The organism is uncultured Anaerococcus sp., from assembly GCF_963512375.1.
In the GTDB taxonomy this organism is placed as follows: Bacteria; Bacillota; Clostridia; order Tissierellales; family Peptoniphilaceae; genus Anaerococcus.
In genome coordinates, this window is the sequence record NZ_CAUPMI010000006.1 from 83,667 (window position 1) to 104,166 (window position 20,500).

The window sequence follows — 20,500 nt, forward strand, 5'->3', positions numbered from 1 at the left end:
TTATTATTTTTATCTCTGTATTGTGTATTTGTATTCTGCTTCGTTTGGATATATACCATCCCAAACAACTCTTAGGTAGTGTTCGTAATCTGTATCTCCTTCAGTAGAGATTAAAAGGATTACTGAATTTTCGTCTAGTTTTAAATCTTTTTTGATTTCTTCTAAGTCTTTTCTTTGTAGGATTTCTGAAAGAGGACCCATTGTTGCTGCTCCACTCTCACCAGAGATTATTTTCTTATCATCTTTTAGAGGATTGCCTAAAATTCTCATTCCTCTTGCTGCTGAATTATCTGGTACTGATAAAAATGCATCTGCATAAGAATGTAGAACTGGCCAGCCAACTGTTACTGGTTCACCACAAGCGAGACCTGCCATTATTGTATCCATCTTGCCAGTTACATTGTGAATCTTGCCATCATCAGCCTTGGCTGTTATGAAGTTACAGTTTGCTTTTTCTGGTTCTACTACAGTAATAAATGGTTTTTCTTCTCCCTTATAAACTGATGAGAAGTAACCGGTTACTCCTGTTGCAAATGAGCCTACACCTGCTTGAGCAAATACGTGACTTGGTTTAAGTCCAAGTTCTTTTAATTGGTCGTTAGCTTCTTTTGCTAGGGTCGCATAACCTTGTATTATCCATGTCGGAATTTTTTCATAACCTTCCCAAGCTGTATCTTGAACCATAACCCAGCCTTTTTCATCAGCATTCTTGCTTGCAAGACGTACGCAGGCATCATAGTTTAGGCCTTCCATTATCTCACATTCAGCGCCTAGGGCTCTGATGTTATCACGTCTTTCAAGTGCTGACCCATCTGGCATGAGTACAACGCATTTTTGTTTTAATTGGTGAGCAGTCCACGCTACTCCTCTTCCGTGGTTACCATCTGTAGCTGTTACGAAAGTTATCTCGCCAAGTTTTTCCCTAACTTCATCTGAAATCATTTTCTCAAATGGTAAATCTTCAATATCTACTCCCAACTTATCAGCTATGTACTTGCCTATAGCAAATGATCCACCCAAAACCTTGAAAGCATTAAGGCCAAACCTATAAGATTCATCCTTTACAAATATGTCTTTTACACCAAATTGCTTAGCTAGGTTACTTAGTCTTACAAGTGGAGTTGGCTCATAATCCGGGAAACTCTCATGAAATTTTTGTGCTGTGTTTACAACTTCCTCATTTATAAAATCTAGGGAAGCCTTTTCTCTTTTACTAATATCATTTAGTACTATATTATATCTCTCTTCCAAAATTACATCCTTTCGATTATTTATCGATACATCCTTCACTTAGCCCTTAAGTCGGGATTTGCAAATTCCATATCTTAAGCCATAATAAATATAAGTGGTATGTGATATATCACTTATATTATAAAACCTATTTTACATATTGTCAAATTTTTTATTAACGTTTTCATATTTATGGTAAAATGAATTAGGAAAGGAATTAAAATGAAAAGCAATGAAACCAATAAAATCAAAAGAACTTTTGTAAAAGACCAAGCATATAATATACTTCACGATCAAATAATAAATGGAAATCTCAAACCATATACCCAGCTTAAAATAGCAGATTTATCTGAAGAATTAGGGATTTCAAGGACACCAATTAGGGAAGCAATATTAAGACTGGAGAATGAAGACCTAGTAATTAGCAAGGCCAATCAATGGACCATGGTGGCCCCTATCAAGGTAGAAAGGCTTAAGGATATCTACCACCTAGTTTATGAACTGGAAAGTTTTGCCCTTAGGGAAAATTTTTCTAAAATAGATGACGAATTCATTGATAAGCTAGAGGCTATTAATGAACAGATAAAGATTCAACACATGAAGGAAAATATTATGGCTGTAATTGAGCTAGATGATGATTTTCATGATTTGCTTATATCCTTATCTACAAACAAGGAAATAAAACCTATTATTGATAGACTAAAGAAGCGTATCAAGAGATTTGAGATTGCCTTTTATAGGGTAAAAGACTTTCAGAAGCCACCTTCAACTTATGATGAGCATGTTATATTAATAGAACAATTAAGAAAAAGAGATTTAGAAAAATCACTCGCTGCCCTTAAGGAAAATTGGTCTACGACTATTTCAGATAAATCTATAGAAAAAATTAGTAAGTTATTAAATGTCGAGAATTAACAACATATAAAAACCTCTCATCAAAATTTGTGATGATGAGAGGGTCTCTTTTAATGCCTATCTATTCCTGCTATAGTCTCAAGCCCATGAATTAAAAAGCTTTTTATTATTTCAAAATTTTCCCTACAAGCCTTAGGGCTTCCTGGGAAGTTTATTATTAGGCTTTTATTTCTTATGCCCGCCTCAGCCCTTGAAAGGTAGGCCATAGGTGTTATTTTTGCTGACTGGCTTCTAATAGCCTCGCTTATGCCAGGACATCTTTTATCAAAGACGGCTAGACTTGCTTCTGGGGTGATGTCCCTTTGGGCAAAGCCAGTTCCCCCACTTGTTAAAATCAAAGACATATTTTCGTCAGAATATTCTATTAGTTTTTCCTTAATCTGATCAAAGTCATCAGCAATTATCTCGTATTTTTTAACTTCAAAGCCAAAATCTTTTAATAATTCAACTAAGACCTTCCCGCTCTTATCTTCATAAATTCCAGCTGATGCCCTATCAGAAATTGTAATAACGCCTGCTGTAAAAATCACAAGAGCCCTCCTTCAGCCATTTCTAGGAAGTCTTCTTTTTTAAGGTCAAGTCCTGCAAATATCCTAGGAAGGAAGAAGTCAAAGCTTGTAATCTTTGAATGGATGCTTGCTCCTGGTACCCCCATTAGGTAGGTTTTATCATCTTTTGCAAGTGTTAGCATATTGCCAGGCTGCATTGGGATTCCTTGAACAATAAGCTCTGCTCCAGTTTTTCTCATGGCACTTGGTGTTATATCATCAGGATCTACACTCATTCCACCTGTAAAGATTACAAGATCTGCACCGGCTTCTTTAAATCTCTTATAAGTTTCAACAAGTTTCTCTTCATCGTCAGGCAAGAATTCAAAGCCCAAGATTTGGGCATCAAAGTGGCTTAGTTTTTCTTCTAATACAGGCCTAAAGGCGTCTTTTATCCTACCATAATAGACTTCATCACCTGTTATGATGCATCCCACTTTCAATTTTTTATATTTCTTGACCTCGAAAACTGGACCAGCATTTAAGATTTCCTTGGCTTTTTCTACCTGCCATTTATCTGTCCAAAGTGGTACAATTCTAGCCCCAACTAGCTTCTCTCCTGGTTGAACCCTTATATAGGATTTTTTGCAGGTAATTGTGTAATCGCCAATTTCATTTATAGCTCTTAAAAGCTTTCTATTAATTAAAAAAAGTCCTTCCTTCTTGCTTGAAAGGTTGATTTTCCCCTCACTAACTTCTGACATTTCGATATTAGGGCCAGCAAGAAGTGGACCAATCTCACTTATAGCATCTTCTTCATGGACTTGGTCTTCTTCCAATTCGCCTACATAAATATGGTCCTTGCCAATATTTTTAAGTTCTTCTATGTCAGCTTCTTTTACGATATGACCCCTCTTAAATTTCACACCTTTAAAACCATCTTCCATGATGGCTGTAAGGTCATGAAGAAGAGGCAAGCCAATTGCATCTTCAACTCTAATCTTTTTAATCATTCTTTATCCTTATTTTATCTTCTGGAAAGATTTCCCCTTCTTTTTTGACTATAGCAAAAATCCCCTCGGTAGGCATAATGCACTCGCCTGTTAGATTTCTAATTTCACACCCCTTATGGCATTCTTTGCCAATTTGAGTTACTTCAAGCTCACATTCACCTATCTCAAGAATTGTCCCGATAGGAAGAATATGGAGGCTTATGCCCTCAGTCATTATATTTTCGGCAAAATCTCCTGGTTTTAGGCTAGGAATTTTCTCTTTCATTTTATTTAAAGACTCGATTGCAAGTAGAGAGACCTGCCTATGCCAATTTCCAGCGTGGGCATCACCGATTATTCCGTGGTTTTTCTTAAGGGCTATACTTGGAACTGGAGTCTTAATCGTCCCTTTTTTTTCGCTGATATTAACCGATATAACTTTCATTTTTATAGTCTCCACTCTTGCCACCTGTCTTTCTAAGTAGCTTTATCTCGCCAATTTCTATATCTTTTTGAACTGCCTTACACATATCATAAATTGTTAGAGCAGTCACGCTTACCGCTGTTAAAGATTCCATCTCCACACCTGTTTTTGCATTTAGCATTGCTTTTGCAAATATCTCTATGACTTTTCTCTCGTCATCCATCTTAAATTCGATATCGACTGATGTAAGATTGATAGGATGACACATGGGAATTAAATTTGAAGTATTTTTAGCTGCCATAATTCCAGCAATCTTAGCAACTGTTAGAACATCTCCCTTTTGAATTTCTTGATTTTTGACCATGGTATAGGTTTTATCATTCAAAAAAACCTTACCTGTAGCAAGGGCGACTCTATCGGAAGATTTTTTATTAGAAACATCTACCATCCTTGCCCTTCCATTTTCATCTAAGTGTGTAAATTTATCCATCTATCCTCCTATCGAGCTCATTGTACGCACACTTTCCGAGCCCTTTTCATCTAGCTTGTGACTTTGGGGTTTATTATAAATTGTATCTTTGATTAGCCTTTCCTTGTCAAATCTAGACAAGCCCTTTATTGAAATCTCATCCTTTGAGTGCAGGCAAGCCTTAAGCTTGCCATCTGATGTGAGCCTAATCCTATTGCAGTCACCACAGAATTTATGGCTAAGGGGTGAAATTAGGCCAACCTTTCCTATATGGCCATCAATTTTATAAGTCCTAGAAACACCATCAAAGCCCAGATCTTCCTTCTCATAATCTTTAAGAATTTGTGAATTTTCCTTGTAATTATTTCTATCAAAAGCAAGGTCAGCACCAATTGGCATCAGCTCAATAAACCTAACTTCGATTGATTTATCTTTGGTTAGGGCTATAAAATCTGAGACCTCATCATCATTAAATCCTTTTATAAGAACAACATTTATTTTAACCTTAAAACCTAAATCTATTGCCTTATTAATTGACCTTATGACCTCGTCAAATCCATCAGATTTAGTAATTTGCTTAAATTTATCCCTATCTAAGGTATCCAGACTAAAGTTAAGCCTTGTAACCCCTAATTCTTTGAGCCTTTCAAGCTTGTCATAGACCATTGATCCGTTTGTAGTTATGGCAAAATCTTCAATACCATCAATTTTTGCTAGCATTTCTACAAGGTCCATTAGACCACGTCTTGCAAAGGGCTCACCACCAGTTAATCTTATTTTCTTTATTCCTAGACCTACCATTATCTCCACAGTTTGACAAATCTCTTCAAAAGATAGGATATCTTCATGCTTTAGAAGGTCTATTCCTCTATCACCCATGCAATATTTGCACCTAAAATTACACCTGTCTGTGACAGATATCCTAAGATATGAAATTTCTCTTCCAAATTTATCCTTCATTTTATCCTTCTTCCAAACAAATAAGCGCATCCTCATCTATTGTTAAAAAAATCGGTCCGTCTTTAAGCTTCTTATAGCCTTCTTTGCTAATTTCAATCTTTAAATCTTCATAAATTTGATCATCTTCGTTATAAATAACAAGGCAAGAATTGATATTTTCAATTAAGCGATAAGATTTTATCCTAATAGAGTTTTCATTTATAGGTTGATTGCTAAGCTCCATGGCCTTATCCTTAATAGCGATGATATCACCATCAAATTTACGACTCGTCTTTATAGATATACCCCAAGCCTTAAGGAAAATCTCATTATCTTTTATATCAAAAGTCGAAAAGTTTTTAATTCCAATAAGCTTAGCCTCTGTAATATTATTAGGATTTTCAAAAAAATTAGTTCTGGACTTTACAGAATTAGTCTTTCCTGAACTTATGCTTACAATACTATCGCATATCCTGTAGACCTCTTCCTTGTTATGGCTAACCAAAATAGTTTTAAGCTTGTAAGTGTCGATAAATTTCATAACCTCTTCTTCAATTTCTGACCTCAAATATTCATCCAAGGCAGAAAAAGGTTCATCAAGGAGAAGGATTTCTGGATCATTGACCAAAATCCTACAAAGGGCAGTCCTCTGCCTTTCTCCACCTGAAATTTGGTCTGGATACTTATCCCTAATATGAAAGATTCTCATCTCATTTAATTTTTCTTTAATATCAGCTGAATTTTTATCCCTAAGACCGGCTCTTACATTTTCCTCAACCGTGAAATTGGGAAATAGTGCATAATCTTGGAAAAGAAAGCCAACACGTCTTTCTTGGGGTTTTAGATTAATTTTCTTTTCAGAATCAAAAAGAGTCCTACCATTAAGGATAATCTTTCCTGAATCAGGCTTAATAAGACCTGCTATAGCCTTTAAGGTCAAGCTCTTCCCAGAGCCTGAAGGGCCCAAAAGCCCAAGCCTTGAATCTTCCATAAGAAAATCTGTATCTAGATAAAAATTTTTAAACGCTTTTTTAATCTTACACTCTAACATCTGGAAGACTTCCTTTTCTCAAATAAATTTATAGAAATCAAAACAATAAAGGATATTAAAACATTGATCATAACCCACCTATAGGCCATTTGGTCTTGGCCAATCCTCCAAAATTGGTAGACAGTTGTTGAAATCGTCGCAGTCTTATTTGGAATGAAACCTGAAACCATACTGGTAGCTCCATATTCACCAAGGGCTCTCGCAAAAGATAAAATTATCCCAGCTATAATCTCTGTCTTGCAATTAGGAAGAACAATCCTCCAGAATATCCAAGTATTAGATTTACCAAGGGTTTGGGCAGCAAAACTTAAGTTTTCATCAAAAGCCTCAAAAGCCCCCCTGCTTGTCCTATACATAAGGGGAAATCCAACCAGGATTCCAGCAACAACTGCCGCCTGCCAATTCATAATAAGTTTTATATCGAAATTCGCAAAAAATTTCCCCAAAAAATTATTAGGTCCTAAAATTTTTAAAAGAAAAAAACCAAGGACTGTAGGCGGAAGGACTAAAGGCATAGTCAAAAGCACATCGAGTATGCCCTTTACTCCTTGAGGTAGGTCTTTGATCTTAAAAGCTAAAAATATCCCTAGGAAAAATATAAAAATTGTTGAAATCGTTGCAATTCTTATAGAATTATATAAGGGAAATAGATCCATCATTCAGCCTGTTTAAATCCGTATTTTTCAAAGATTTCCTTGGCCTTATCGCTATTAAGAAAAGATATAAATTTATCAGCATCTTCCCTATTTTTGCTATCTTTAAGAACAGCCGCAGGATATATTACTTTCTTATCTAATAGGCTTGGATCAGCCTTAGCTACAAGCTTAAGACCAGCAGCCTTGGCATCAGTAGAGTAGATAATTCCACAATCAACTGCACCTTCGCTAATCCAAGATGTAACTTCCTTAACATTTGAACCAAAAGTAACCTTGCTTTGGATACCATCCCAAATGCCCATATTTTTGAGAAGAGATTCAGAATATTGACCAACAGGAACATCAGCATTACCTAGGGCAATAGTTTCAACAAGGTCAGTATTTAAATCTTCAAAAGACTTGATATCCTTGCTAGAATCTTCCTTAACAGCAAGGGTCACTTCATTTTCTAGAAGATCAAAACGTGAATCAGGATCAATCTCAACGTCAGAATCCTTCTTATCACTGGTAGGATCTAACTCATCCATTTGCTTAGAAGCAGCTGAAATAAAGACATCGCAGTTTGCTCCCTCAGCAATTTGGCTCTTAAGAGTGCCAGAAGAATCAAAGTTGAAAACAAGGTTCACACCAGGGTTTTCCTTTTCAAACTCAGCCTTAATCTCAGTCAAAGACTCAGTCATAGAAGCCGCCGCAAAAACAGTCAAATCTTTCTTATCTTCCTTATTGGCTTGATCCACCTGGCTCTTAGCCTCGTCTTTAACATCCTTAGCATCATTACCCTTAGCTCCACAACCCACAAAAACAAGACCGCAAAGCATAGTCATAGCTACAATCTTAAAATTTCTTTTCATATAAACCTCTCTATTTTTAAAAATTGATTATTTTTTTCATTATATCATATTTTTTTTAAAAAAAATATAGCAAAATGTATTATAACTTAAGTAACTTTCGAAAATTCAAAGCTTAATAAATTTAAAAATAATTAACTAGTTAAGGCTCGATTGCAATAGAAATAGCTAATTGTTCATTAGCACCTATTTCAAAACTAGGTTCACACCCGCGTGTGCGGGGAATACTATGATTAATCTTTTTAGTGAAAATTCAAATTAGGATCACCCCCGCGTGTGCGGGGAATACTATTACAGGTGAGATTGAAACCGTTAGACAGGAGGATCACCCCCGCGTGTGCGGGGAATACGTACCAGCACCGACATATATAACCTTGCTAGGAGGATCACCCCCGCGTGTGCGGGGAATACACTAAATTTTCCTCTATTTTTCAATCTTTTAATTTATTTTTTTCAAAAATTCATTCACTTTGCTAGATAACATTGCAGTTATTCTTGCATCATCTAGGGCTCGGTGCTTTTGCGTATGCTCTATACCGTATTTATTTAAGGCGGTCTGGAGTTTGTAATTTTTCATAAATAAATTTTCTTTCTTTACATAGTCCATTAGATCATAGAATTGATTTCTTATCTCTTGTATTCCATTTTGCTTAAGGCTATTATTTAAAAATTTTAAATCAAAAGAAAAATTATATCCAATTAGTTTATAATTATCTATGAATTTAATAAGTTCCTCGAGAGCTTCTTTTTCATCCTTTCCATCAGCCAAATCTTCTTCATTTATTCCTGTTAAATTAACAATTTCTTTGTTTAATTTTATATCTTGCTTTATAATATATGAGAAATCATCTAATATTTCTCCTTTTGAATTAGTCTTTACTGCACCTATCTCTATAATTTTATCTGTTTTGTAATCTAGGCCGCTAGTTTCTATATCTACAACTACATAAATGTTCGTTGACTTTCCACTAGCATATTTTTTTGCCTTCCTAGTTTTCGCTTGTTTGCTGAAACCAAATTTTATTTTTTCTCTATCGTCTTTCTTACTCTCAATTAATACTAGAGGTATACCGTCAAAATCAACAGGATTCCTATTTGTATTTATGCATTTAAATTCATATCCTATTTCATTTCGATATGCATAGGTTAAGGTTGCAGTTCCATCATCAATATTTTCAATTACCCTTTGCCACAAATTTTCTCTAACCTTGCTATTGAAGTTTCCTACATATACACCTGTATCTATTTCTTGCATCCATTTTGTTAAATCTCCCTTTAGAGAATTTTTCACTTTTGATAAGGTTATCACAGTTAGCGGCATTAGTCTCTTTCCTCATAGCTTATTCCGTAGGCTACATGGCCTTCTTTTTCATCCCACAAATAGATATTATCAAATTCGAATGCTTCTTCTTTATCTATTTCCATTAGATATTGTAAGTCTTTATTTATTTTGCTGACTAATTTCTTTTCTCTAATAATATCTCTCATGGCTAGTCTACATTCACGGGATATATCTTCACTTGATTCAAATTCACTCGTAATTTTAAATGCTAGTGGGATTGTTATTTCAGCCTTATAAAGATCTGCTATATCATAAACAAAAGACTTGTCGTGTCCGGTATGAACAAATCCAAGACCACTTGACATCCCTAATGCTTGTATTACACTTTGGCATATTCCGTATAAACATACATTACATGCAGATAGTGCTTGATTTATTAAGTCAGAATCCTTAAAGTCTTCTACTTTATAATTTCTTCCTTGCCATTTTATTTCATATTCTTTGGAATATTTTCTATATACCCCTCTTACTCTAGAGCCTTCTCTTCCACGTAATTGTTGCATAGTTAAATTTTCAACATTTTCATCTTTAAATCTCATTTGATACATTTTTCTGGCTACTTTTAGTCTAGTTCTACTATTAGATACTAATTTCGCCTGTTTTTCCAAAAATTTCGTAGAACTAGCTAATGGTCTGCCATTTGAGTAATTTCTTACACCATTTTCTCCTACCCAAATTATAGATGTTCCAGTATCTCCTAATAATTCAACCGCTCTATGAGTTATTTCTACTCCTGGTCCTAAAAGAAGTACTCCTATCATTGCTGCTGGAATTTTTACCATCCCTCTTGAATCAGTAGAGGTTATTGCACTATCTATTCTATTTATTTTTGATCTTTCTATATAGATAAAGCTAACCCTATCAGATATTCTGGGTAGTTCATTTATCTGTATCTTCGAATTAAAATATTTATCTGTCATAAGGAATCACTGTCAATAAGCCAAATCCATAAGCCTTTTTTCTTCCAATACCATTTATTAATGCTTTTTTAAATTGATTAATGTCTTTTATAGTCAAAACCCCCTCATAAGTAGCAGAAGATAATTGATAAACTTTATTGTCTTCCCTTTTAAAATCTAGACTCCCAATATCTGAAATCGAAAACTCATTATCTTCTACTATAAAACCATTTTTCTCAGCTCTTTCTAAGAAAAATTTCCCAAGATTTTCATTTTTTACAGGTAGTATCCTACCTCTTCTTGTTTTTTGACCGTTAGCCTTTGAAAATACAGTATTTAATTTGATTCTAAATCTAGCTTTCATTCCATTTTCAAGTTTTCCTATAAAAGCATCATATAACTTGCTTTCCCCAGAATCTTTTATTCCGTATTTTTCTAATCTTTCAAGATTTGGCCTTGTTTGGCTGAGTATTAATAGGTATTTTTTCCCAGAAATATTATCTATTCTCCAGAGTTTTCTAGTTCTAATTTCTTTATCTATTTCTTCAGGAAAACAAGATTCTACAAAACCATGGTAGGAATTTAAATCTCTTAAGTCTCTTATTTTTTTCCTATTGTATATATCTAATTCTACTCTTGATAAATACATATTTTCTCCTTAAAGTTTTGCAAATATATCATGGTCAGTCTGATTTTCAAAAAACATATCTACATACGTTCTTGTTTCATACCTTATTCCAAACTTTCTAGATTCTTGTGAAAATGTTATGACCCTGTCATTTCTTATGTTTTCTTTTCCGTCTACTAAATCTGCATCCGAGTAAATATTTGCCCTATAAATTGGATTTGCTTTCTTGTAATTATTACTTGCTTGCCAAGGATATTTTTTTATCAAATTCATTATATCTTCATCATATAAGCCTAATATAAAGTCTGCTTGAACTGGGCAAGACCTTCTTCCCATAAAAAGTTGGTAATAAGGATTTTTAAGGGCTTTATAAATTTCTTCAATAAATTCATCTTCGCCACCTAAAGCTACTACGAAGACAGCATCCTCTAGGTAATATCTATTAGTCACATAATTTCTTTCAAGACTTCCATTCTTCTTATATTTTGCTGCTATATGATAATCTCTTAGAATTTTTCCTTCTTGGTCAATCCTTACTGCAAAGTCTATCTTATTTAATTCCTCTATATTTTTATCATTTCTTTTTAGGCCCATACTAGCAGCTACAAGCCCAATAATTCCTGACTTTGAAGGATAATAGTCAGTATACCTTGTCTCAAACTTTGAGCTTGTACCCCATGCTTGCATAGGGCCAGCTAGTTTTAATAATATAGTTTTCATTTCTAAGTCCTATTTAAGATATTCTATTAGACTTACTTTAAGATTTTCTATTAATGATTCTAGAGATTCTTCTTTTTTACCAAAATTACTAAATTCGTCGTCATCTATAATTAAATATGATGAATATATAGGTTTTTCGAGTATTTTGTTATATTTCTCATACTCATCGCTTAGCTTTATGATTGATTTTTCTACATAACCATCATTTGATCTTATAGGTTTTTCAAAGGCTGTTATCAAATTTAGAGGTCTGTCTGTTCTAAGCGATAATACTATAGCAGATGGCAAGGTTTGGTTTGCAAAAGTATTGATCTTTCCTGTTGGCATTGACTTAAAGAAACCTTCAATAAACAAGCCAACTGCATAAGCAAAGGCATCGTCATCACCTAATTGATTTCTAAATTCATGAAGTCCTATATTAGCATACCTATATACTGTTGATGAGTTATATTCAATTGTTCCTAACATTCCTGCGCCTGAATTATCATCTGGTGCTAGATCATCTACTGCTGTATAAAAATCAAATTCTCTTTCTATAGGGTGAGTTGAAATTGCGTGAGCAAATTGACATGATGCATCCTCATTTAAAGTTGGGTCATCTGCCACCATCCTACCAAATAAACAGATGTCTATTGATGGATTATCATTTAATATTTCTTGTAAGATTTTTTTATCCTTGATACCATCCAAACTTGCTTTAGCAAAGTTTTCTGCTTGCTTGTCACTGATGAAAAATAAAGCTTTTACTTTACCATCTTTTGTTGAAATCTTAGCTTTATTCAAGCTATCTTCTGCTAATTTCATTGCATCTTCTTCACTCTTACTTGGGTCTAAATCTATTATTTTGTCAGCTATGAATTTAACTAAATTTCTACTTCTTACTCCTTGATTTTCTAAATTTCCATGTTCATTAAAATATGCTCTAACAGCTTTTTTCCAAGATTGAGAGCTAACTCTAGATCTTGTTACTCCGCCATATTGAGCTGTTTTAGGACTTCCTGTATCATCCCTATTAATATTTGCTGGTGGTAGTGTTTGAATTACATGTACATCTAAAAATAGTCTATTTTTCATCATTTTCTCCTTTATTATTTTCATTTTTACTACTTCTATAATAATCTCTTGCCCATTTTATTCTAATGGAATCCTTGCTATTATATTTTTTATATTCGTATAAATCCTTAGCGAGAGTCGGAAAATCAACTTTATCATCTGTTTTTGAACGCAAAATTTTTATTAGCTGTCTTAAATGGTGTTTTAACTCATTAAAATCACTTGCACTTATCAAAGCATTAAACCTAAGATCTGTGGAGTTACTTTCATCTTTTTCAGATGTTTTTATAGACTTAAGACTAATTCCAAAACTTTTACTTTGACCTTCTTCATTAAATATCACCTGTTCATCTTTTCCTTGTTGATATAAAGCATAAAGTTGTAATACCGTCAATAGCGTATCTTCAAAGGAATTTAGCTTATAACTTATCCCAAGCTCTTCTTCTGGCACCATCGAAAATATAAAAGCTAACGATTCAATATTTTCTCCAATAGGTCTATTAGAAGAATTCCTTAAATTTGCTAAAATTGCCTTAGTTGATGGATTTTTCCTCGTTTCGTTTAAGTATATTATTATCTTTTTGCTCACTTTATATATACTATTTCTTTCCATCGTCTTCCTCCTTTCCATATTTATATAATATTGCACAAAGCTTGTTAAAGGCTGTGGCTATATTTGCTGGCTCTTTCTTCTCTTTACCATCCTTATCTTTGCTTACTATTTGTTTCATAGTGTAATCACTTGCTCCAGCTTCTTCAAATATTTTTTTCGCTTCTCTATATATTAAATGATTCAATTCACACTTCCATTTCACCTCGGTATCTATCATTGAATCTTCTTTATTAATTGCTTCTATCATATCTCTAAAAGGTTTATCTATTATAGCGTACATTTGCTCAACCTTGTTTTTTGCAAAATCGCTCTTTTTCAGATTTCTAATTGCCTCAATATCTTTAAGGAATCCTCCGTATATGCCTCCTACTATTTTTTTAGTGTAGTCAACCATTTTATTAATTCTAAATATCCATCCCTCTCCAAGGTCATCTATAAATACATCAATATTCATATTCATCCTGTCATATATTTCATTTATTGGAACCCAAGATGTAGCATTGCCATCATCTTCTAGGCTTAAGGCTACTAAAGATATTTTTTCCAAATCTACTATATCAGAAATCTCATCAAACCAATAAATAATTCCTGGTTTTCTATATGTTGCATCTTTATTTTCAGATTCGTAATTTTCGTATGACATTTTAATTTGTCCAAAGTATCTCCACATAGATTGATTTGCTGGATGTTTTTTCGGAGTGAATTGTCCTTTATTTTCTCCAGTATTGTTATATTTAAATAATGTCATTGGCTCTAGAAAATTATCGGCATGATTAACTTCTGGAAGTTTGATTAATTTCATAGAAAAAGGCTCTTCTTGTTTATGATTAGGATCTATAAAAAGCGCTCTAGAGTAAGCGGTATAAAGACCAGCTATATTATCAATATTTTTTTCAAAGTCAAGGTGAAAATTAATTAGTTTATCATCGGTCAATTCCCAAGCTGGTTTTTGGATATTATAAGTGTATTCGTCGGATGACTTGTTATATATCACAAAATTTAAAATCAATGTCTCAAAAAGATTTGAACCCTTGAAAAATATTGCTCCTAAGTCATAAAGCCAACCTTTTGAATTGCGGCGCTTATATTTTTCTTTACCATAAACTGTCTTATCAGCTAAACCTGTATAAGACTGAAAAGTTATTAGCCATCTAGCAATTTCATCATCTGTCAAAATTTCTTTATTATTTTCATTTGCTGACTTTGGCGCAAATAATGCAATTTTATTATCCGACTCAGTTATAGTTCTATTAATATTTTTTCCTGATATCTGTCCAATAGTTTTACCCTTTATTTTGTCTAGACTCATATATTCATCTGTCACTTGATAAAAGGGTCTTTTATCATCATAAAGATAAAAACTATCTTTCCAACATTCCAGATAATCTATTATTATTTGAGGAAATTTACCCATCTTCCAAATATTTTCCCAAGTATCTAATAAATCATCCTTATAAATTTCATAATCATCTTCATCTACTTTTTCTAGCTGCTGCATCTTATCATTTATTTTTAGATAATCATAAGGATTTCCATCTGCGTCATATCTTGAAAATACTGTGTGCATAATAGCTAAAACCAGCCTCATTACAGCAAAATCTTGAATATACATATCTCCGCAAATATCAATATAATCTGCAGAATTCTCAAATATTTGTCTAAGACTTACTAACTTTCTAGATCCCTTCTTATCTAATAAAACCTCTATCCAAGGATCATCAATTAGATTAAACCTTCCCATATTTACTCCTTTCTTTCATAAATTAATCCTAATTTTTTATCATAAATTAAAATATAATCTTCCATTTCATATTTTAGATTTTCATCAAAGATTATTGCCAAATTATTTTTAAGCCACTTATGGTTATCCCATTCCTTTAACTTTTTTATATAAGTCATCTCTAAATTTCTAATTATTTTATCTATAGACTTAGTATTTGCTACCGCAAGTGGAAGTCTTATGGTTTGATTAGCAATTTTCCTGGCAAGAGCTTCATCAATGTTTTCTATTTTTTTATCACTATCAATTAGTCCATAGCCATCTCCAATTTTCTTTAAGCATATTAATTCTATACTATCAGCACTGTCACGAACTTGAGCTGACGCTTTAAGATCAGAGATTTCTGCATCTGCTTTAGGATTTACAATCCATTCTTTTATATTATTTCTTTCTTTTATAGTATGCTTTGGATCTGAAATCCTATAAACTCTGGCCTTATCTTTTTTATTTTTCAATTTATATTCATAATCTTTTTTATAAGTCATATAATTGATCATGTCATTTTGTTCAAGCATTAAATCTTCATCACCATAGACTTGACTAATTAACTTAGGTAAATCTTTAGGCAATTTAAGGTCACTTGGTAAATAATATTCAGTTCTCATTAATATATAGGGACTATAAACATAAGTAGAACCCTTATCAAATTCGTATGAAGAACAAGATAAGACATAGCATTTTGGATTTTTAAAATTACCGGGTCTGTGTCTATCATTTTCCTCATGTCTATGAAGTCTGCCTATTCTTTGTATTAACAAATCTATAGGAGCGAGTTCTGTAAATAATACATCAAAATCAATATCCAGCGACTGTTCCATAACCTGAGTCCCTATGAGAATTTTAAACTTAGGCCTATTTGCACTTTTTCCAACAATTTTCATTAGCCTGTTTTCTTTTTCATACCTATCTTCAGCAATGAAAGCTGAGTGAAGAAGCTCTACATTCTCATCTCCAAAAAGATCAATACATTTTTTAGCAAGTTCTTGGCTTTTCCTAACTGTATTCACTATAATTCCAAATATCCCACCATCCTCTGATATTCCTTTTATTTTTTCAATAATTAAATCAGATTCATTCTTATTAAATTTAATTAATTCAATAGTTTTATCTTTATTTTTCTCAAAATCAGTAAATTGCTTAATATTTTTCCCATCAGAATATGTTAAAAGAGGATATGAATAATTTTCTTCAAAATCTTTAGGGTATATAAAATCATGTACTTTGCCTTGACCTTGGACATAGGCTTTTATCAAACTATTTCGTTTAGATATCGGGAGGGTTGCAGATAAGATTATGATTGGAACCTTATAGGAACTAAGCCATTTTATTGCTTCTTCTAGGTAGACACTCATGTAGGCATCATAGGAGTGCACTTCATCAATAATAACAACCTTATTTGCTAGGCCTAAGTGCTTTAACATGAGGTGTTTTTGTTTTAGAGATAAAAGAAGTAATTGGTCAATAGTTCCTATAGTAAAATCATCAAGTATGGATAATTTTCTTCCAGCAAAATAGCTATTAACTCCTACTCCTCCTTCACCATCAAAGATATTTTCCGACTCCTTAAGCGACTCATACTCACTATTAAGGTAGGCCTTGCCATGTATTAACCTTATAGCTTTCTTTGTCTTATCAAGTTTAGATAAATTATTCAACCATTTTTTCATCCTCGAAAATATAGCATTAGATGTAGCTTGACTTGGAAGTGCAAAATATATGCCACTCCTTTTCGCCTTGTTCGCCAATATTTCAGCCATCATAAGAGCTGCTTCAGTTTTTCCAGAACCTGTCATTGCCTCATAAATTATTATGCCTGGGTCTGAAATATCAGAGACTATCTCTCCAACTAGGTTTTGATCATATCTTGGTTTATTTTCAAATCTTTTTTTAAAAGTTTCAGGATGATAAATCTCGTAAGGCTTCCAAGTAGGATTTTTTTCGTCTAACCATTTACGCAATCCTAATTCAATCCTATCATCAACACAAGCCTGTTCATCTACCTTTATGAGGGGAAAATAGGTTTCATTACTCGTCAACCAATCAGCAAAAATCAAAAGACCTGAAAAAATTACCTGGACATTTTGAGGTAAAATAAGCAAATTTTTTACATCATTTATTTCGCTATCTTTAAGTGCTGTCTCAAAAAAATACCTATGTATATTTTCCCGTTCCTCATAAGTTTTACTATTAGGGTCGTTAGTCTGGTAGATTTCTTCAATATACTTAGTTCCAAGATTTTTTGTCTTTTCAGACATTGGTCTACCATGATGAGCTCCAGCAAGGCAAGCAACAGTAGAATTAGCACCAAACTTATATAAAATATATTCACTCAAGTAATTATGCCTGAGATTACCATAATCTCTGCCATCATAATAAAATCCGCCCTTGCTTAACAAATCATATATAAATTCATCTAAAGAATTATCTCTTGGAAAGGTTTTCTTAAATGCGAAACTTGCAGAAATTTTGCCTAAATCGTGTGTTGCTCCTAAAAATATGGCTAATTTCTTTCCATAACCGTCATCTACCCCATAATTATCTGTAAGAATTTTTGATATCATATCCTTAACACCAGCACTTAGCCAATGGTCCCACAAAGCTCCTGCAATTAATCCAGTTTCTTTAAGATGAATATAAAGTGGCAACCAATAAAATTGATCGTCAATGCGTTTTTTCTTAGCCCATAATTTCTTATAATCCATAATTTTTACCTACAAATAATTCTAATAGCCTAGAGGCGAGATCCTGTTTATCCGCTTATTGAAAGAGGTTTTAAAAATACCCTCGCGTTTGCGAGAAATCCCTGATTATAAAATATAAAACAGGATCACCCTCGATGATCGAGTAAAATATAAAACACCAATGTTTTATATTTTATATAATATTTCGGTTTACAAACAATGTCAATACATTTGATAAAATATATGAAAAAGATTTAAATGTCATGTATTATTGAATTTTCCTTTTACATCTTCTCTTTTATTTTTTTGTGATATAATTTATAAAAGATAACTTATGTGTTATCTCAGAGAGTTGACAAACCCACTAATACACCTGGCCAGTCGACGCTTTTTTCTATATTTATCCTAAAATATATTATTTTTTCAAATAATGGAGTGAATTTACCTATATTTTCATCTAATCTATCTAGTAATTTTTCTAGTTTTTTCATATTTAATCACGCAAAAGTTAGTGCCGCTTTCATACTCATTTTAGCTTTTCCTATCATGTTAGTATATCTGAAGCTACGGTATTCTTTTGCACTTCAAAATTGTCTTTTATTGTTTCTTTTCTTTGCTTGTATTCAGATTTTCCAGCTTTGGTTAATCTGTACCATTCACAGTTGTCTATGTATTCTTGACAGATATGTTTGGTTATTACTTTTACATTGCTTTTACTTCTTGTACCTCTTCTTAGACTTGGACAGTTTTCACATAGGCTCTTCTTGCTCTGATATACTCTATAGCCTTCTCTGTTTGTTGTTGAGTGGAGAAGGATTTTGTTTTCCGGGCATATTTAGCAGTCGTTTGTTTCATCATATTTGTATTGTTTTGGATAGAATGATTCTTTATCAATTCTTCCTTTTCTCTTATTGTTTGTCTCATACTGTTTATGTTGAAGAAGTATTGTAGGATTACAAGTTTTATTAAGACTACTGGGTCGATACTTGGTCTACCTGTTGTTTGTGAGTATTTATCTTCTACTAGGTCGTATATGAAGTTAAAGTCTATGTATTTATCTATTTTCCTTAATATGTGGTCTTTTGGGACTAGTTGTTCTACTGATACCATTTGAACTTGCTCAGTATTATTCTTTTCGTTTTCATAGATCATAACTTCCTCCATCTTTCGTATATTTATACCTATAGATGGCTTGATTTAAGGATTTATCGCATAGAAAAAGTAGATGAAGTTGTGTTTTTCATCTACTTTGTCTACAGTCTAAGGCTTATCAGCCTTATAACCTGCACCTACTAAATGGAAAATTCTAGGCTCCTTGTGCTAACGGTTGTAGAAGAGTAAAATTAGTTAGTTAAAAAGCATCCAGTAAACCTAGATGCTATTTTTATGCCATAATTATTGGCTTAATATTCGACTATTATCTTATAAATTTAAAAATCAAATCTATTTAATATTATGTTTTTCCATCTTTTCCTTAAATATATCTGTAATAATCTTCCTTAGTTCTTCCCTCTCCTTTTCTGGAAGGTCACCAGGCCTTTTAGCAACTTCATATAGGTCAGGGAACTCATTTGCGATCCTTTCTATAGTCTTACTTGTAGAATGGTTTCTAATAAAAAATGGAATTTTCTTGATCCACTCCTCTGGAACTAAATCCAATATTTTTTGACCTGCTTCTTCATCACTTATTTCTGCTGTCTCAAGTCCTTTTTTTATTTCATCTTGTTCTTTATCTGTAAAATCAAATAGTTTCATAAATCCCCCTTGGATTAGATTAAAATTTATTATCTAAGTCTATCATAAGACATAATTTGTTATAAGCTAGCTATTTTATATATACCCTACACCAGATAAATTAATCATGATTTGATAAAATTTGGCATTTTTTTGACAAACAACCTTCTAAAAAATTCTATCTACCAAGCTCTAACCATATTTTAACATTATTTTATATAAAGTTAAAAATAAACTTATAACTATTTACATTTTATATCGTTATTTTGATTCTTACTATCTAGTAATTTACTTAATAAATACCTCTTCTTCCCATTAGTTTTCTTGCCATATTCAATAGCAGCCTTAGGGCATTTTGAAATACAAGCAGAGCAATGAGTGCATCTACCATTCCAAACCGGTCTGCCATCCTTATAGCTTATATTATTTAAAACACAGGCCTTAGAACAAAGCCCGCAAGATATGCACTCGTCAGTCGCATAAAATTTCTTATCCTTAACAATAAACTTGAAAAAAATAGGATTAATAATCGCAGATTGAAATTTACCGACTAATCCAACTTTACTTTTTGGAAACTCTTCCTTATTTTTTATGTATCTTGCAATTTTTTCTATATCATTTTTAGCATTTGCGATTATTTTCTTATTTGTTTCCGGGCTATTAAGATCAAAAAGCATGATATAATTTTCAGGCATTTTTATCCCATAAAGCCCCTTGAAATTAAGGCCTAACATATGTAAATCTTCTTTTATGTAATTATAGGCATTTCCGCAAGAATCCCCATAATCCATAACCACATAAAAATCCTTACTTCCCTTAAAATCACAAGTTAAAAGATATTCAGATAAAAATAAAGGAATCCTCCAAGAATAAGTTGGAGTAATAAGAATAAAGGGACTGTCAGATTCAAAAACACCAAGTTTGCCCTCTTTTATATAAGAAAATAAGTCCACAACTTCATCCCCGAGCTCGTCACCAAGTGATTTCGCCAAATATTCACTATTTCCTGTAGCAGAAAAATATAAAATCATTTCCCCT

General features: G+C 32.8%; 22 protein-coding genes, 1 pseudogene and 1 CRISPR repeat array. Of the genes and pseudogenes, 1 reads left to right on the plus strand and 22 read right to left on the minus strand.

Annotated elements, in window-relative coordinates:
• Positions 1 to 9: 9 nt before the first annotated feature.
• Positions 10 to 1,251 carry a diaminopropionate ammonia-lyase gene (dpaL, locus tag RRB46_RS04135; protein ID WP_296129029.1) on the minus strand — a complete coding sequence of 414 codons (1,242 nt, stop codon included), beginning with the start codon at positions 1,249 to 1,251 and terminating at the stop codon, positions 10 to 12.
• Between the two features lie 201 nt (positions 1,252 to 1,452).
• Between dpaL and RRB46_RS04140 the strand changes: the two genes are divergently transcribed.
• Complete coding sequence (locus RRB46_RS04140) at positions 1,453 to 2,145, plus strand: GntR family transcriptional regulator (RefSeq protein ID WP_311537613.1); 693 nt, start codon at positions 1,453 to 1,455, stop codon at positions 2,143 to 2,145.
• Between the two features lie 50 nt (positions 2,146 to 2,195).
• Here RRB46_RS04140 and RRB46_RS04145 read toward each other — a convergent pair whose 3' ends face one another.
• From RRB46_RS04145 to RRB46_RS04240, 21 genes and pseudogenes are all read right to left on the minus strand, one after another.
• The gene (locus RRB46_RS04145) at positions 2,196 to 2,675 is read right to left on the minus strand and encodes a molybdenum cofactor biosynthesis protein B (RefSeq protein WP_296129023.1); all 480 of its coding nucleotides are present in this window, start codon (positions 2,673 to 2,675) and stop codon (positions 2,196 to 2,198) included.
• Positions 2,672 to 3,646: a molybdopterin-binding protein gene (locus RRB46_RS04150; RefSeq protein ID WP_311537614.1), complete on the minus strand. Its 975-nt coding sequence runs from the start codon at positions 3,644 to 3,646 to the stop codon at positions 2,672 to 2,674. Before RRB46_RS04150 ends, RRB46_RS04145 begins: the two co-directional genes overlap by 4 nt.
• Positions 3,639 to 4,070 carry an MOSC domain-containing protein gene (locus tag RRB46_RS04155; RefSeq protein WP_311537615.1) on the minus strand — a complete coding sequence of 144 codons (432 nt, stop codon included), beginning with the start codon at positions 4,068 to 4,070 and terminating at the stop codon, positions 3,639 to 3,641. The genes RRB46_RS04150 and RRB46_RS04155 overlap by 8 nt, the downstream gene beginning before the upstream one ends.
• The gene (gene moaC / locus RRB46_RS04160; protein WP_311537616.1) at positions 4,051 to 4,539 is read right to left on the minus strand and encodes a cyclic pyranopterin monophosphate synthase MoaC; all 489 of its coding nucleotides are present in this window, start codon (positions 4,537 to 4,539) and stop codon (positions 4,051 to 4,053) included. Before moaC ends, RRB46_RS04155 begins: the two co-directional genes overlap by 20 nt.
• The gene (moaA, locus tag RRB46_RS04165) at positions 4,540 to 5,478 is read right to left on the minus strand and encodes a GTP 3',8-cyclase MoaA (RefSeq protein ID WP_311537617.1); all 939 of its coding nucleotides are present in this window, start codon (positions 5,476 to 5,478) and stop codon (positions 4,540 to 4,542) included.
• Between the two features lies 1 nt (position 5,479).
• Positions 5,480 to 6,508 carry an ATP-binding cassette domain-containing protein gene (locus tag RRB46_RS04170; RefSeq protein WP_311537618.1) on the minus strand — a complete coding sequence of 343 codons (1,029 nt, stop codon included), beginning with the start codon at positions 6,506 to 6,508 and terminating at the stop codon, positions 5,480 to 5,482.
• On the minus strand, positions 6,502 to 7,164 hold the full coding sequence (modB, locus tag RRB46_RS04175) for a molybdate ABC transporter permease subunit (RefSeq protein WP_311537639.1): 663 nt from the start codon (positions 7,162 to 7,164) through the stop codon (positions 6,502 to 6,504). The genes RRB46_RS04170 and modB overlap by 7 nt, the downstream gene beginning before the upstream one ends.
• On the minus strand, positions 7,164 to 8,015 hold the full coding sequence (gene modA / locus RRB46_RS04180; protein ID WP_311537619.1) for a molybdate ABC transporter substrate-binding protein: 852 nt from the start codon (positions 8,013 to 8,015) through the stop codon (positions 7,164 to 7,166). Before modA ends, modB begins: the two co-directional genes overlap by 1 nt.
• 196 nt (positions 8,016 to 8,211) lie before the next feature.
• Positions 8,212 to 8,423: a CRISPR direct-repeat array (repeat unit 29 nt; unit sequence AGGATCACCCCCGCGTGTGCGGGGAATAC).
• A 28-nt stretch (positions 8,424 to 8,451) separates the two neighbouring features.
• Positions 8,452 to 9,333, minus strand: a complete 882-nt coding sequence (gene cas2e / locus RRB46_RS04185) for a type I-E CRISPR-associated endoribonuclease Cas2e (RefSeq protein ID WP_311537620.1) — start codon at positions 9,331 to 9,333, stop codon at positions 8,452 to 8,454.
• Positions 9,333 to 10,274, minus strand: a complete 942-nt coding sequence (cas1e, locus tag RRB46_RS04190; protein WP_311537621.1) for a type I-E CRISPR-associated endonuclease Cas1e — start codon at positions 10,272 to 10,274, stop codon at positions 9,333 to 9,335. Before cas1e ends, cas2e begins: the two co-directional genes overlap by 1 nt.
• Complete coding sequence (cas6e, locus tag RRB46_RS04195; protein WP_311537622.1) at positions 10,264 to 10,902, minus strand: type I-E CRISPR-associated protein Cas6/Cse3/CasE; 639 nt, start codon at positions 10,900 to 10,902, stop codon at positions 10,264 to 10,266. The genes cas1e and cas6e overlap by 11 nt, the downstream gene beginning before the upstream one ends.
• A gap of 9 nt (positions 10,903 to 10,911) precedes the next feature.
• Complete coding sequence (gene cas5e / locus RRB46_RS04200) at positions 10,912 to 11,601, minus strand: type I-E CRISPR-associated protein Cas5/CasD (RefSeq protein WP_311537623.1); 690 nt, start codon at positions 11,599 to 11,601, stop codon at positions 10,912 to 10,914.
• Positions 11,602 to 11,610: 9 nt separating this feature from the next.
• Positions 11,611 to 12,675 (minus strand): type I-E CRISPR-associated protein Cas7/Cse4/CasC, encoded by a 1,065-nt coding sequence (gene cas7e / locus RRB46_RS04205; RefSeq protein ID WP_311537624.1) that lies wholly within the window; start codon positions 12,673 to 12,675, stop codon positions 11,611 to 11,613.
• A complete protein-coding gene (casB, locus tag RRB46_RS04210) occupies positions 12,665 to 13,267 on the minus strand; it encodes a type I-E CRISPR-associated protein Cse2/CasB (protein WP_311537625.1) in 603 nt (200 codons plus the stop codon). Before casB ends, cas7e begins: the two co-directional genes overlap by 11 nt.
• Positions 13,254 to 15,008 carry a type I-E CRISPR-associated protein Cse1/CasA gene (locus tag RRB46_RS04215; protein WP_311537626.1) on the minus strand — a complete coding sequence of 585 codons (1,755 nt, stop codon included), beginning with the start codon at positions 15,006 to 15,008 and terminating at the stop codon, positions 13,254 to 13,256. The genes casB and RRB46_RS04215 overlap by 14 nt, the downstream gene beginning before the upstream one ends.
• A 2-nt stretch (positions 15,009 to 15,010) precedes the next feature.
• Positions 15,011 to 17,749, minus strand: coding sequence for a CRISPR-associated helicase Cas3' (gene cas3, locus RRB46_RS04220; protein ID WP_311537627.1), 2,739 nt, complete (start codon positions 17,747 to 17,749; stop codon positions 15,011 to 15,013).
• Between the two features lie 323 nt (positions 17,750 to 18,072).
• On the minus strand, positions 18,073 to 18,219 hold the full coding sequence (locus RRB46_RS04225; protein WP_311537628.1) for a hypothetical protein: 147 nt from the start codon (positions 18,217 to 18,219) through the stop codon (positions 18,073 to 18,075).
• A gap of 53 nt (positions 18,220 to 18,272) precedes the next feature.
• Positions 18,273 to 18,563 carry a transposase gene (locus RRB46_RS10615; RefSeq protein WP_399529907.1) on the minus strand — a complete coding sequence of 97 codons (291 nt, stop codon included), beginning with the start codon at positions 18,561 to 18,563 and terminating at the stop codon, positions 18,273 to 18,275.
• A 62-nt stretch (positions 18,564 to 18,625) separates the two neighbouring features.
• Positions 18,626 to 18,880, minus strand: a pseudogene (locus tag RRB46_RS10620) (transposase); the annotation flags it as partial.
• 291 nt (positions 18,881 to 19,171) lie between these two features.
• Positions 19,172 to 19,483, minus strand: coding sequence for a hypothetical protein (locus RRB46_RS04235; protein WP_311537629.1), 312 nt, complete (start codon positions 19,481 to 19,483; stop codon positions 19,172 to 19,174).
• A 221-nt stretch (positions 19,484 to 19,704) separates the two neighbouring features.
• On the minus strand, positions 19,705 to 20,493 hold the full coding sequence (locus RRB46_RS04240) for an EFR1 family ferrodoxin (protein ID WP_311537630.1): 789 nt from the start codon (positions 20,491 to 20,493) through the stop codon (positions 19,705 to 19,707).
• Between the last annotated feature and the right edge of the window lie 7 nt (positions 20,494 to 20,500).